The organism is Methylorubrum aminovorans, from assembly GCF_022179725.1.
GTDB classification, from domain to species: Bacteria; Pseudomonadota; Alphaproteobacteria; order Rhizobiales; family Beijerinckiaceae; genus Methylobacterium; species Methylobacterium aminovorans.
The window spans coordinates 1-13,813 of the sequence record NZ_BPRC01000026.1 but is presented as its reverse complement, the minus strand read 5'-3'; the positions used below and the strand labels follow the sequence as shown (position 1 = coordinate 13,813).

Annotated in this window: 12 protein-coding genes; 7 read left to right on the top strand and 5 right to left on the bottom strand. The window is 67.9% G+C overall.

The features are described from left to right. Nucleotides 1-49 precede the first annotated feature (49 nt). On the top strand, nt 50-454 hold the full coding sequence (locus MFF24_RS22890; RefSeq protein ID WP_238228209.1) for a flagellar basal body rod C-terminal domain-containing protein: 405 nt from the start codon (nt 50-52) through the stop codon (nt 452-454). Between the two features lie 6 nt (nt 455-460). Here MFF24_RS22890 and MFF24_RS22885 read toward each other — a convergent pair whose 3' ends face one another. Next, on the bottom strand, nt 461-2,002 hold the full coding sequence (locus tag MFF24_RS22885; RefSeq protein ID WP_238228207.1) for a phospholipase D-like domain-containing protein: 1,542 nt from the start codon (nt 2,000-2,002) through the stop codon (nt 461-463). Nucleotides 2,003-2,057: 55 nt separating this feature from the next. Here MFF24_RS22885 and MFF24_RS22880 point away from each other — a divergent pair, with 55 nt between their 5' ends. Beyond that, nucleotides 2,058-2,756, top strand: coding sequence for a DedA family protein (locus MFF24_RS22880; RefSeq protein WP_238228205.1), 699 nt, complete (start codon nt 2,058-2,060; stop codon nt 2,754-2,756). A gap of 97 nt (nt 2,757-2,853) precedes the next feature. After that, nucleotides 2,854-4,155: a calcium:cation antiporter family protein gene (locus MFF24_RS22875; protein ID WP_238228203.1), complete on the top strand. Its 1,302-nt coding sequence runs from the start codon at nt 2,854-2,856 to the stop codon at nt 4,153-4,155. Nucleotides 4,156-4,202: 47 nt separating this feature from the next. Here the strand turns inward: MFF24_RS22875 and MFF24_RS22870 are convergent, their stop codons facing one another. Next, complete coding sequence (locus MFF24_RS22870; RefSeq protein WP_238228201.1) at nt 4,203-4,793, bottom strand: PepSY domain-containing protein; 591 nt, start codon at nt 4,791-4,793, stop codon at nt 4,203-4,205. A gap of 304 nt (nt 4,794-5,097) precedes the next feature. Here MFF24_RS22870 and MFF24_RS22865 point away from each other — a divergent pair, with 304 nt between their 5' ends. Together MFF24_RS22865 and MFF24_RS22860 are read left to right on the top strand one after the other, a co-directional pair. Next, nucleotides 5,098-5,493, top strand: coding sequence for a cation transporter dimerization domain-containing protein (locus MFF24_RS22865; RefSeq protein WP_238228199.1), 396 nt, complete (start codon nt 5,098-5,100; stop codon nt 5,491-5,493). A 20-nt stretch (nt 5,494-5,513) separates the two neighbouring features. Beyond that, nucleotides 5,514-7,322: a glycoside hydrolase family 15 protein gene (locus MFF24_RS22860; protein WP_238228197.1), complete on the top strand. Its 1,809-nt coding sequence runs from the start codon at nt 5,514-5,516 to the stop codon at nt 7,320-7,322. A gap of 578 nt (nt 7,323-7,900) precedes the next feature. Here the strand turns inward: MFF24_RS22860 and MFF24_RS22855 are convergent. Next, complete coding sequence (locus MFF24_RS22855) at nt 7,901-9,169, bottom strand: efflux RND transporter periplasmic adaptor subunit (protein WP_238228188.1); 1,269 nt, start codon at nt 9,167-9,169, stop codon at nt 7,901-7,903. A gap of 168 nt (nt 9,170-9,337) precedes the next feature. On the opposite strand from MFF24_RS22855, the gene MFF24_RS22850 reads away from it, so the two are divergent. Together MFF24_RS22850 and MFF24_RS22845 are read left to right on the top strand one after the other, a co-directional pair. Then, a complete protein-coding gene (locus MFF24_RS22850) occupies nt 9,338-12,493 on the top strand; it encodes an efflux RND transporter permease subunit (protein ID WP_238228187.1) in 3,156 nt (1,051 codons plus the stop codon). A 66-nt stretch (nt 12,494-12,559) separates the two neighbouring features. Continuing rightward, nucleotides 12,560-12,769 (top strand): hypothetical protein, encoded by a 210-nt coding sequence (locus MFF24_RS22845; protein WP_238228185.1) that lies wholly within the window; start codon nt 12,560-12,562, stop codon nt 12,767-12,769. A gap of 151 nt (nt 12,770-12,920) precedes the next feature. Here the strand turns inward: MFF24_RS22845 and MFF24_RS22840 are convergent, their stop codons facing one another. Both MFF24_RS22840 and MFF24_RS22835 read right to left on the bottom strand, forming a co-directional pair. Continuing rightward, on the bottom strand, nt 12,921-13,202 hold the full coding sequence (locus MFF24_RS22840) for a hypothetical protein (protein WP_238228184.1): 282 nt from the start codon (nt 13,200-13,202) through the stop codon (nt 12,921-12,923). 226 nt (nt 13,203-13,428) lie between these two features. Then, nucleotides 13,429-13,813 (bottom strand): hypothetical protein (locus MFF24_RS22835; protein WP_238228177.1); only part of this gene is annotated, 385 nt, incomplete at its 5' end.

Sequence of the window (13,813 nt, the reverse complement as noted above, 5' to 3'; positions counted from 1 at the left end):
TATTGCAGGTTCGGCGACCAGCCCCCTGATCGGTTCTTGGAGGAGGCGGATGGCACAGGCCGATGGTATGACGGGTTCCTCCATTGCGGCGGCCGGCCTGCGGGTGCAGCAGGGCCGCCTGCGGGTCATGACCGAAAACCTCGCTAACGCAAACAGCACGGCGAGCACGCCCGGCGGCGACCCTTACCGGCGCAAGATCGCGGTGTTCGAGCCGGTCGGGGCCGAGGCCGAGCCGATTGGCCGCGTCGTACGCGACACCAGTCCCTTCCGGGTGACCCAAAGCCCCGGCCACCCCGCCGCGGACGCGCGCGGCACTCTCAAGCTGCCCAACGTTGATCCTGCCACGGAGATGGCCGGGCTGCGCGCAGCCATGGGCGCCTACGAGTCTAACCTGAAGGTGATCGCGACGCTCGACGACCTCAACAGGCGCACCGTCGACCTGCTGAAGATCTGAGGTCCGTCATGCCCGCGAACCACCCTTGCGCTCGGCGGGGGACTGCGCGAGATCAGCACGGCGGCGACGCCGATCGGCGAGCGCGTGCAGCAAGGCTCTCCAGACCGGCTCGGGCTGCTCGGGGTCGAGCAGTTCGCCCTCGCTCAACGGCTGCATGGCTCCCGCGGTTGATGCGTCCAGAGGAAGCAGTGTACGCCCAGCATCGCCGCGGAGCACCTCGATTGCCGCAATCAGCGAACCCGTGCGCGTCAGGGTGCGGGCGATGTCGTCCGGTGGAACACCGAGGTGCTCGCCGAGAAGCGCGTCGCGCAAGCCGAGGATCGCTCCTTCGACCGCTTGGTCGGCCGCCTGTCCGGGGACCGCCTCGACGGCGAGATCGCATTCGGTGTCGAGGCCCATCGAGCGGTTGTTGAGGTTGGATGAGCCGATCTTCAGCAGGCGGCCATCGACGATCAGCACCTTGGCATGAACGTAGATCGGCCGCCCGGCTGCCGTCACGGGGCGATAGATGCGGAAGCGCTTGAAGCGGTCCGCGGCCCGGACGTGCGCCAGCGCGCGGCTGCGCCCGCGCGCCATCGCCGTTTCCTCGAGCCAGCCCATGGCGCGATCCGGGTTGATGACGACGATCTCGGGTCCGTCCGGCTCCGCCAGACGAGCTGCCATCGCCTCGGCGATGCAGCGCGAGGCAAAGTACTGACTCTCGACGTAGAGCGTGTGCCGCGCGGCCGCGATGCCGGCTATGTAGAGCTGCTCGACCTCGCGCACGCTAGGACGGTCGTGATAGGCCGGTTCGGTGCGGGCGATTGCGACATCGACGTCGCGCAGGCGCGGGATCAGATTTTCAGGCCAGGGATCGTGATCGGGCCGGTCGGGTGGCGTGATCCGCTCGCCCGTGGCGCGAAGCCAGCGCTCCCGGGCGAGAGCACCGAGGGCCGCGGCGGCCGCGCCGTCGACCGTGACCGTGGCGTCGTGGAACGGCGCATAGGCGCGTCCCGACGGGCGCACTCGGCGTTCGTCCTCGTCGGCATGGTCGCGGGTGTCCCAGCGATCGTCCGTCATGTCGATGCCGCCGCAGAAGGCGAGCGCATCGTCGATCACCACGATCTTCTGGTGATGCGAGGCCCCGGCCGGATGGGCGCTATCGAGCCGGAACCGGAAGCCGCGAGCCCGCATCCAGTTCAGGAGGTAGAGCGGTGTGGTGCCACGCGCCAGCGTGCCGAGGATCCCTAAATTCCATTGCAGCACCCGAATGCTCAGCTCCGGCAGGCGCCGCCCGAGCTCCGACAGGAACGGGCCGAGTTCCTCCGGCAGGCCCGCTACGGGATGATCGGGGTCGAGCTTGATGCGGGTGTCGAACTCCCAGCCGACGAACAGAACCGAGTGTCGGGCACGCAGGAGAGCGCTGCGCAGATGCGCGAAGTAGGCGGCGGCATCGACGATCGGGGCAAAGCGCGCCGCCCGCTCGACGCGCCAACAGGTCAGGCCTGGCTGCAGCAGCTTCGTCCCGCCCGTGAGCGGGACCGAGGCCGTGTGGGGCGGATGATGCATCGGCGCGTCTCGGTCCCCGAATGGCGGCTCGCTGCCTGCGCTTTGGTGTCCGCGTATGAACCCGCGCCTGCCCGGCGCGTTCCCGGTCTGGCCTGTGGCGGCGGCAAGGCCACTGCACGGTGCCGCTCGCGAGGAGGTTGCGCTGATCGATTGGATTGTGACCGCGATCGAGCGGACCAGCTACCTCGGCGTCTTCCTGCTGATGCTGATCGACAATATCTTCCCGCCGATCCCCTCCGAGGTGATCATGCCGCTGGCAGGCTTCGCCGCGGCGCGCGGCCAGCTCAGTCTCGTCGGCGTATTCCTTGCCGGCACGGCCGGGTCGCTCTCCGGTGCGCTGGTCTGGTACGGCGTGGGGCGCTGGCTCGGGCGCGAGCGCCTGCGGCGCTTCGCTGCCCGACATGGGCGCTGGTTGACCTTGAGCCCGGAGGAGATTGATCGGGCCGGTGCCTGGTTCGCCCGGCGCGGCGGCCTCACCGTCCTGGTCGGGCGCGTCGTCCCGGGCGTGCGCAGCCTGATCTCGGTGCCGGCCGGGGTTGCCGGCATGCCGCTCACGCCCTTTCTGGTCTACTCGGCCCTGGGCACGATCGTTTGGACCGGACTGCTGACGGCGGCCGGCTACGGGCTTGGCGAGAGCTACCGCAGCGTGGGCCGCTTCATCGAGCCGATCGGCAACGGCGTGCTGGTCCTGGCGCTCGTGCTCTACCTCTACCGTGTCGCCACCTTCGGAGGCCGGAGCGGCGCTCGGGGCTGAGGCGCGGCAGGACCTGTCCTTTGCCGGCGCGATCGCGTGACGCTCGCTTCAGCGGGACGCGGACGGGCAGGCCGTGACCTAGTGCGGAGGAACTCGCGTGAGACGCTTTCTGATCCTGGTTGCCGTCGCCGTGGCGGCCACCCTCCCGGCTCTCCTGCTGCGCATAACGGGCTGGCGGCCAAGCCCGGTCCTCGATGCCGCCGCCTTCGGCAGCGCTATCCTGGCGGCGGGCTTCCTATTGTCGTGGGGCGCGGAAACCGCCGAGCAGCACATCGCGCAAGGCCTGATCCTGGCCGTGGTCGCTCTGGTGACCGTGCTGCCGGAATACGCGGTCGACCTCTACTACGCCTACAAGGCCGGGCTCGAAGGCCCGGAGTCGCAGTACGTGCATTACGCCGCCGCCAACATGACCGGCGCCAACCGGCTGCTCGTCGGCCTGGCCTGGCCCCTGATGGTGTTCCTGCACTGGACGAAGGACCGGCACCGTGCGGTCGATCTCGCATCGGCCAATGCCGTCGAGATCGGATTCCTGCTGCTCGCCAGCCTCTACGCCTTCGTCATCCTGTTCAAGCGCAGCATCTCCGTCGTGGATTTCGCCGTCCTGGCAGCCATCTTTGCGGCGTATGTCTGGCGCGTGCGCAACCTGCAGAAGAGCGACAACCCGGACGAGGCGGAGGAGCCCGGCCCCGCAGCCGCGCTGAACACCTTGTCTCCGGCTCAGCAATGGGCCGCGATCGGGGCTCTCGTGGTTGTGGCCTGCGGCGTCATCCTCGCCTCAGCCGAACCCTTCGCCGAGGCCATGGTGGGCACCGGCCGGGCGATCGGGCTCAACGAGTTTCTGCTGATCCAGTGGCTGGCGCCCCTGGCCAGCGAGGCGCCCGCGATCTCGGTGGCGGTGCTGTTCGTGCTGGCCAACCGTGCCGGCGACGGGCTGATCGCCATGATCAGCGACAAGATCAACCAATGGACGCTGCTCGTCGGCATGCTGCCACTGGCCCTGAGCGTCGGCGCGGGCGCGATGAGCCCCCTGCCGCTCGATGCGCGCCAGGGCGAGGAGTTCTTCCTGACGGCGGCCCAGTCGCTGCTCGGCATCGCGCTCCTGCTGCGCCTGCGCCTCGGCCTCTGGTCCGCGCTGGCGCTGGCCGGGCTGTTTGCCGTGCAGGTCGGTCTGGCCTTCGTCTACCGCAACGACGAGGCGCGCACGATCGCGACGCTGACCTGGCTTGCCTGGGTCTATCTCGGACTGGCCAGCATCCTGTTCCTGATCAACGGACGCCGCCTTGTGGCCTTGGTGCGCAGCGCTCTCACCGGTCAACCGTCCGAGGATCTCTCGGATGGCGCACGAACCGACCTGGAGCCACCAGCAGACGAGAGCCGCGTGCCGCCTATGGCTCGCTGATCGGTGCTGTCCGGGCGGAGCCGAGAACTCCGCCCAGTGCTGCCGACCTACTTGCTCGGCATGATCTTTCCGTCCGCCCCGACCCTGATCTCCTGCGACTGGCTGCCGGTCATCACCGTGATCTTGTACTGCACGCTGCTGGCCTCACGCTCGACCTCAGCCTCGGCCGCCTTGCCGCCCGCCTTCTGCTCGGCGGTCGCGACCGCCTGCTTCAGCGTCGTGGGGGCGTTCTGCACATCGGACGGCTTCAGGCGGACGAAGTAGCTCTCGATCGGGTGGGTGTCGCTCTTGGTCACCTGACCCGTGGTCGCGTCGATGTGGTGGTCGGTGAGCTTGCCGTCGCTGCCAAGCAGCTTGACCTCGTAGAAGGGCTTGCCGCCCTCCTTCCCGAAGTCCGCCTCGATCGCTCGACCAGGTCCCTTGCTCTCGGCCGTGTCGAGAGCCTGGGCGAGAGAGACCTTGGCGGTCTGCAGACCTTCGTGCTCGCGCTCCTTGTGACCGGTCGTGCCGTGGGCAGGTTGCGCAGCACCCGGAGGGGCAGCCGCAGGGGTCGGTGCCTGGGTAGGCGGGCTCGTCTGGGCCGCAGCAAATCCGGAAAGGAAGAGGAGCGGAGCGAGGGAAAGGGCGATCCGGGACATGTCGTCTCCTGTCGGTTGTTGGACAGCCGCAAAGCTGTGCCGCCTCAACGCAGGAGCAACCGGGCGGTTCGCGACGGCGGCTCTCCCGTGCAACGTTGGACTGGAAATCGGGCTTGGTGGCACTGTACGCTCTGCTGTGCGTTCAGACTTTGATCGGGTGCCTGGGGCAATTCCGAGCGCGAGCACGGCCGGCGGAACTGCGGCAAGCCGGGCTGGCGAGGAAGGCGGTTGCAGGCGTACCGTGGCGTGGATCGCACCCGCCAACCCGACCACTGCTGAGGAAGGTTCGTCCGTGAGATCGCAGATGCCGAACACCCTCGCCCTCGTCGCCGGTCTCCTCATGCTCGCTTCAGTTGCACCTGGGGCGCAGGCACAGGGCGCGTGGGCTCAACCGCTGGATGCCTACGAGGCTGCGCACGGCTTCAAGGGCTCGGAGGTCGCGTCATTGATCACGCGCATCGTCGAGCGTCAGTTGCTGACGATCCTGGGCGTGCGCTCCGTCCACGACCTGCACGTGCGCTCGATCAGCTCCGGCATCGACGCCATGAGCGCGCATCTCGTCGTGACCGACATGGCCGAGGCCGCGCGCATTCTCAAAGCGGTGCAGCGGGTCATGGCGGCCGAGTTCAACACGCGCCACGTCACCGTTCAGGTCGAGAACGAGGTCCTTCAGGAAGAGGAGAAGCTGCGAAAAACCTGAGCGCGCGAGAGGCACCGGCCGTGCCGTCCCGGATCGAGGATTACGCCCTGATCGGCGACTGCGAGGCAGCCGCGCTCGTGGCGCGCGACGGCTCGATCGACTGGCTGTGCTGGCCGCGGTTCGACGCGTCGGCGTGCTTTGCGGCCCTGCTTGGCTCATCCGAGAACGGCCGCTGGCAGATCGCACCCGCCGACCCAGGGTTCCGCATGTCGCGCCGCTACCGCGAAGGCACCCTGATCCTTGAGACGGAGTTCGAGACGGCCGAGGGCGCCGTCACCCTGATCGACTTCATGCCCCCGCGCAGTGCCGCTCCGGACCTCGTGCGCATCGTTGTTGGCCGGCGAGGACGCACGACCTTGCAAACGGACCTCGTCGTGCGCTTCGGCTACGGCGCGATCGTGCCATGGGTGAGCCGCCTGGAGGGCGGTCTGCTGCGGGCCATCGCCGGACCCGACATGCTGGTGCTGAAGACGGGCGTGCCGCTGCACGGTGAGGACTTGAGAACCGTCGGAGCGTTCACGCTCGGCGAGGCGGAGACCGCAACGTTCGTCCTCAGCCACGGCCCGTCGCATCAGCCGCCGCCCGTGTCGGTCGATCCATTCCGCGCGCTTGCCGAGACCGAGGCGTTCTGGCGTGCCTGGTCGAGCCGGTGCACCTACCAGGGCCGCTGGTCCGAGGCCGTGGGCCGCTCACTCATCACGCTGAAGGCGCTCACCTATGCACCGACCGGGGGCCTCGTTGCTGCCCCCACCACCTCCCTACCGGAGAGGATCGGCGGAGCGCGCAACTGGGACTATCGCTACTGCTGGCTGAGAGACGCGACCCTCACACTGCTGGCGCTGATGAACGCCGGCTACTACGACGAGGCGTGGGCCTGGCGCGAGTGGCTCCTGCGGGCGGTGGCCGGCAGCCCGGCCCAGCTCCAGATTATGTACGGCCTCGCCGGCGAGCGCCGCCTGCGCGAATGGGAGGTCGGCTGGCTGCCAGGCTACGAGGGCTCGCGTCCCGTCCGGGTCGGGAACGCCGCCGCTGCACAGCTTCAGCTCGATGTCTTTGGCGAGGTCATGGACGCGCTGCACCAGGCCCGGCACGGGGGGCTAGCCGAGAACCCGGAAGCCTGGGCCCTGCAGAAGGCGCTGGCCGAGTATCTTGAGACCGTCTGGAACCAGCCGGACGAGGGCATCTGGGAGGTGCGCGGCGGGCGCAAGCACTTCGTCCACTCGAAGGTGATGGCCTGGGTCGCGCTCGACCGGATGGTGAAAACCGCAGCCGAGTTCGACTGGGACGGGCCGGTCGCGCGCTGGCGGGCGCTGCGGGCGCGGATTCACTCCGATGTGTGCCGGCAGGGCTTCAACCCTGAGGTAGGCGCTTTCGTGCAGTCCTACGGCTCAAGAACCCTGGACGCGAGCCTGCTGCTGCTGCCCCTGGTCGGCTTCCTGCCCGCGAGCGACCCGCGCATCCGCGCGACGGTCAGCGCCATCGAGCGAGACCTCTTGATCGACGGGTTCGTCCTGCGCTACCGCACCGAGGAAACTGAGGATGGGTTGCCGCCCGGTGAAGGGGCCTTCCTACCCTGCTGCTTCTGGCTTGCCGACAATTGGATGCTGCAGGGTCGGCGCGAGGAGGCGCAGGCTCTCTTCGAGCGCCTGCTTGCGCTCCGCAACGATGTCGGGCTTCTCGCCGAGGAGTACGATCCGCGGGCCAAGCGCCAGCTCGGCAATTTCCCGCAGGCCTTCTCGCATCTGGCCCTCATCGGCACGGCGCTCAATCTCTCCCCGGCCAAAGCCAAGCCTGTCGAGCAACGGTTGCCCGGTCGCTGTGCCCCCTGAAACCGGCCACACGCCCGTCTGCTGCCGAGCGCCCGCTTCCGTGCCGGTTCCGAGCGAGATGGCGCAATATCGACTGTTCCGCATTGGAGGCGCTTCGGCGTGCGGGCCTGCACGAACTGGTGACCACGTCCGGATGACGGCCCTCAGTAGCGCGGGCCGCCCGAAGTGTTGCCCTTCTGCTGCTGGTACCCGGGGCGGGAGGGGTTGCGCGCGTTGGGATCACCCATGCGGCGCGGCCGCATTCGGTGTCCGCGCGGCATCCGGTGGTGCATCGTCTCGCCTCGGGTCATGCGAACGAGTGAGAGACCTGGGTTCAGGCCAGCGCGTGGCACCGACGTGCCCGGGGCCGCCACGGCGGACCCATACAGGGCAAAGCTTCCAAGGAGGGCGGCTGCCGTGCATGCGAGGAGGCGTGATCTCACGAGAATGATCCTTTTCGGCGGAGTCGCTTTTTCGTCCGGGCGCCCTGTGGCTGCGGACGAGATAACGGCTGCGGAGATCGTGTCGTTCCTCGGCCTGCCAGCGCTCCTATGGTGTGAGCGAACGAGAGATCTCCACGCTGCAGCGGGCCGGCCCGTTCAGGGAGCAGCCGAGCCAGCCCTACCACCTGAGGGGCCCGGCTTAGGCAGCCCTTGTGTGCCATCCTGCGCGATATCCGCTTTGGCTGCAGGACGGACACCGACGCACAGGCCTTGGCTGAGGCGTTGCAGATGATCCGACGCGATCCGGGTGCCGGGCTTCAATCCGCTCACGATCGCAGTCTGATCGCCGTAGCTTCCACCCGTCTCGACGGGCAGCATGCTGAGACGGCAATCGGCGCCGATGCTCCAGACGATGCGCTGGTCGAGCTGCGCCGACAAGGCGCGGGTCGGCACCAGGAGACGCTCCTTGCGGCCGACCTGCAGGCGCGTCCGGACGAACTCACCGGACAGGTAGAGTCCATCCGCGTTGGCGAGCTTGGCCCGGATCAGACGCCGAGCCGTCGCGGGATCGAAGCGGTTGTCGAGCTTGTAGATCTCGGCTTCCCGTCCCGGCTCGTCGTCATCGCCCAGCACGGTCAGAGAGGCGCCACCACCCTGCATGGCGGCCCGTACGGCCTTCGAATCGTCGGTCGAGAGCGCGACCTGGACGTCGATCGGATCGATCTGCACGACACTGACGAGGTTCGTCGCGTTCGCTGTGACAAGGTCGCCTATATTGATCCCCGAGAGGCTGGCACGGCCATCGAAGGGCGCCTTGATCACGGCGTAATCGAGGTCGAGCTGCGCGCGGGCAATCGCGGCCTCTGCCGCCTGAACCTGGCTCTTGGCCGAGGTCCGGTTGCTCTCGAGCTGCTGCAGGCGCTGCTGGGTGGCGTAGCCCTTGTCGGCCAGCGTGTCGGTTCGTTGCACCTCTGCCTCGGCGAACTCCAGCGCAGCCTTGGCCCGTTCGCTCTGTGCCTTGGCGTCCTGCAGCGCCACCTCGAAGGGCCGGGGGTCGATCCGGAACAGCACCTGGTCCTTCTTGACCGTACCACCGGGCTCGAAGGGCCGCTCGATGATGGCGCCCGTCACGCGCGGCTGCAGCGCCGCGTCCTGCGGCGAGACGATCACCCCGGTGTAGTCGAAGCTGATCGGCACCGTCGCCAGCTTCGCCTCGACCACACCGACGTCGAACTCTGGCTCGCCCGGGCCTTTCTGGCCTGCTTCTGCACCCGAGGGGGGCTCTGCTGCGAGGCGTCCGGCGAGAGAAGCCGGCAACATCCTCAGCACGGCCGCCGGTAGCGGACGGCCCGTCGCAGCCCAGACGCCGATGCCGGCCAGGATGAGAGCGAGGCCGGCCAGTCCATAACGAAGCCGCGTGCGCACGCGTCAGCCCTCCGAGCCAGGAGCGAACAAATCCAGGAGCGAACAAGTCCGTGAGACGGGCACCCGTCAGGCGCCCTGGCGCGGGGGGAACTCGCCCGAGCGCGAAGCGTTGCACCGCCGCGAGCGCCGCAAGCCTCGCTCGAATGGGAGACGAGCGGAAGGCCTGGCATGTTCGCCTACTTCGTCGATCGGCCCATTCTGGCAGGCGCGATCTCGTTCCTGATCACCCTGATCGGTGCCGTGGCGGGCCTGAGCCTGCCGACCGCGCAGTTCCCGCAGATCTCGCCGCCGATCATCACCGTCGAGGCGACCTATCCCGGCGCGAGCGCCCAGCAGGCGTACGAGGCGATCGCGATCCCGCTGGAGCAGGAGATCAACGGCGCCCAGAACCTGATCTACATCTACTCGTTCAGCAACACCGACGGGAGCGTCGTTCTCTACGCCACCTTCGCAGTCGGCTCGGACCTGAACGCGGCCGCCGCCGACGTGCTCACCCGCGCCAACCGCGCCGAGGCGCGGCTGCCGCAAGCGGTCCGCGATCAGGGCCTGCAGATCACCAAGAGCTCGCGCCAGCAGCTCGGCAACGTCGTCCTCTACAGCGAGGACGGCCAGTACGACGAGCTGTTCCTGTCGAACTGGGCCGAGACGCAGGTGATCAAGCCGCTGCGCCGTGTCGAGGGGATGGGGCGCATCGTCAATCTCTCGAACAAGCGCTACGCCATGCGGGTCTGGCTCGATCCAGCCAAGATGGAGGCGCTCGGCATCGGTCCCCAGGCCGTCGTCGAGGCCGTGCGCCAGCAGAATGCGCAGATCACCACCGGCACCCTCGGCAAGCCGCCGATGGAGGACGCGCCGCCTTTGGAACTGCAGATCGTGACCAAGGGGCGGCTGATTGATACGAGCGAGTTCGAGAACATCGTGCTGCGCGCCAACCCCGGCGGCTCCGTCGTGCGCATCCGCGACGTCGCCCGGGTGGAGCTCGGCTCGGAGCAGTACGGGGTGCGCTCAAGCTTCGACAACAAGCCCTCGGCAGCGCTGCGCCTGTACCAGAACCCGCAAGCCAACGCCGTCGAGGTGATGCAGAGCGTGCGTGCCACCATGAAGGAGCTCGCCAAGCGCTTTCCGCCCGGCCTCAAGTACGAGATCGCTCTCGACCGCACGGAGTTCGTGAAGGAGGCGATCCGAGAGGTCTACAAGACCCTGCTCGAAGCCATCGCGCTCGTGGTACTCGTCACCTACCTGTTCCTGCAGAATTGGCGCGCCACGCTGATCCCGGCGATCGCAGTGCCGGTGGCGCTCGTCGGAACCTTCGGCCCGATGGCCGCGCTCGGTTTCTCGCTCAACACCCTGAGCCTTCTCGGCTTGGTGCTCGCAGTCGGCCTCGTCGTCGACGACGCAATCATCGTCGTCGAGAACACCGAGCGGCTGATCGGCGAGGGCATGAGTCCGAAGGAGGCCGCGCGCGAGGCCGTCAACGAGGTCGCAGGCCCGGTGATCGCCACGACGCTGGTGCTCGGCGCCCTGTTCGTGCCCGTCGCCTTCATCCCGGGGCTGACGGGCCAGCTCTACAACCAGTTCGCGCTGACCATCGCGATCTCGGTCGGCATCTCCGGCATCGTCTCGCTGACGCTGACGCCGGCCCTTTGCGGCCTGCTGCTCAGGCCGGGCCACGGCGGGGAGAAGAAGCGGTGGTGGCGCGCGCCCCTGCGCTGGTTCGATGCCGCGCTCCAGCGCGGCGCGGACACCGTCGTGGCCGCAATTGGGGCGCTCTCGCGTCACCTCGTGATCACCGGCCTGGTGTTTCTCGGCTTTGCCGCCGGCACCTACTGGCTGGTATCGCAGCGCCCGGCAGCCTTCTTGCCGCAGGAGGATCAGGGCTACTTCTTCGCCGACATCGCCATGCCGAAGGGCGCCTCGGTGGAGCGCACGGCGGCGCTGGTCAAGGAGGTCGGCACGTTCGTGCGTGAGCAGCCCGCGGTGGCAAACACCCTCGGCGTCGTCGGACGCGGTATCCTGTCCGAGTCGATCGCGCCGTTCTACGGCTTCCAGATCCCGGCCCTGAAGCCCTGGAGCGAGCGTAAGGAGAGCGCCGATCAGGTCATCGCTGCGGTCAAGGCCAAGTTCAAGAACCATCCGGACGGCGAGATCCGCATCATCGATCCGTCACCCCTGCCCGGGCTCGGCTCCCGCGGCGGCCTGACGGTCGAACTCCAGGACCGGAGCGGCGCAGGTGGCCTCAAGCTTGCCCAAGCGGCCGATCGCTTCGTCGCCGAACTCCAGAAGCTGCCCGAGATCGGCAGCGCCGTTCCCATCACCAGCTACGGCGTACCGCAGGTGCGGCTCGACATCGACCGGGCCAAAGCCGAGCAGCTCGGCGTGTCCCTGCAGCGCCTGTTCGACGCGCTCGGCACCTATGTGGGCTCGTCCTTCGTCAACCTCTTCAACCGATTCGGCTTCGTCTACCAGGTCTATGTCCAGAGCGAGGCTTCGGGCCGACGCAGCATCGAGGATCTCGAGCGCCTGACCGTGCTGAACAACCAGGGTGAGCCGGTGCGGATCGGCTCTCTGGTGACGCCGCGCTTCGTCAGCGGTCCGACGGCGGTGTTGTCCTACAACACCTACCCGGCCGTGGAGATCGCCGTCGAGACCGCCGAGGCATCGAGCTCGGGATCGGCGATCGCCGCGGTGGAGCAATTGGCAGGGAAGACGCTCGGGAACGACTACGCCATCGAGTGGACGGAGGTCGCCTACCAGCAGAAACTCGCGGGGGGCTATGCGCCCGTGATCTTCGGGCTCGGCGTGCTGATGGTCTTCGTGCTGCTCGCCGGGCAGTACGAGAGCCTGAGGCTGCCCTTCGTGGTGATCCTGGCCACGCCGTTGGCGATCTTCGGGGCGGTTGGTTCGCTGGCCTTGCGCGACCTGCCACTCGATATCTTCGGGCAGATCGGCCTGCTCCTGCTTGTCGGCCTCGCAGCCAAGAACTCAATCCTGCTCGTCTCGTTCGCCGAGGAGGCCCGCGCGACCGGCGTGGATGCCCTGAAGGCTGCGCAGGATGCCGCCCATCTGCGCATCCGGCCGATCCTGATGACGGCCTTCGCCTTCATCCTCGGCTCGGTGCCGTTGGCCGCCGCCAGCGGGGCGGGCGCGAACGCGCGCATCTCAATCGGGACCGTGGTCATCGGCGGCTTGCTTGTGGCCACGATCCTGACCTTGTTCGTGACCCCTGTCTTCTACGTCGCAGCGGAGCGTGTGCGAGGGCGGGGCAAGGACCGCGACGAGCGCAGCCCCGACGCTGAAGACGCCGCGGCATTGCCGGCGGAATAGAGAGCGGTTCACCGTTGCGGCAGACGGGCACGGCGCACGGCAACGATCAAGGCAGAAAGGGCAACCATGCGCGTCTACAAGGTCACTGGCATGACCGGCAACGAGTGCGAACGCAGGATCGCCCGGGCGATCATGGATCAGCTCGGCGAGGACACGGTCGTGAGAGCCGATTCCCGAACGGGCGAGGTCCGGGTGGACGCATCCGCCGATCCGCAGATCGTGGTCTTTGCCATCGACAGTGCAGGCCACACGGTCGACGCGGTCGAGGAGGATTGAGCGGAGGCTGGAGTGGGCCCGGGCTTCGCGGCTGGATCGGCCAGCGCAGAAACCGGTGGTGGGTTCGTACCGAACGCTGCTCGCGGCAAATAGCGTCCTGTTTGCCTTCGCACGCGGGAGCGAGGGTGGTGGAAACGGCAGGCTGGCCTTCTCAGCGCCGGTGGCCCTTATGCTCGCCCGGCCTCCGGTACGGCTTGCTCAGGTGATCCAGCGGGTTGGTGCGCGAGCGCCTTGTTCCGGTCAGGCCGGTATTGCCGGGCATCACCTTCGTGGCAGGCCTCAAGGCGCGAGGCGGCGCGATGTCCGTCGGCGGCCGCGTGCCTTCCGGGATGTCGGCCTGTGTCGGCTGATCCCGTCGATCCGAAATGGCTTGCGCCTGCGACGGCAGCAGCGGAATTAAGATCAGCAAGAGGAGGCCCAGGCTTTTCGGCATGACATCTGCGACGAGGTGTCCTAACTTGGCGCCCCAATCAGGACTTGGCGCGCCAAGCACAATCGAAGTCTGCCACATCTGCGTGCTCTCTCGATTGATTCTCGCTATCATCAGCGGCAACAAGGTTTCTGACTTTTAGTTGGCCGCTGACTGTGGCCAACGCGCGCCTGTCCAGTATTACAAATTGAACAGGTCCACTTGACCGGCGCTGAAGCTCTGCTGCGATCTAGTCGCAGACGCGAACCCGGCGGATGTAGGTTCCGCCATAAGCTCCGATGAAGCGCCGCCGCACGAGGTGGCAGTCACCGCCGTAATAGGCCGGATAGCCATACCCGTAAGCCGCAGGGTAGCCGTACCCATAGTAGGCTGGTCTCGCGGCCAAAGCTCCGAGCGCGAAACCACCGAGCAGACCCGCCGCGCCGTAACCGAAGTGGCCGTGACGGCGGTAGCCATAATGGCCTCCATAGCCCCCGTGCCCCCCGTAGAAGCCATGGCGCAGTCCATGACCGCCGAACCCGCCATGACCGCCGAACCCGCCATGACCGCCGAACCCGCCATGACCGCCGAACCCGCCATGACCGCCGAACCCGCCATGACCGCCGAACCCGCCA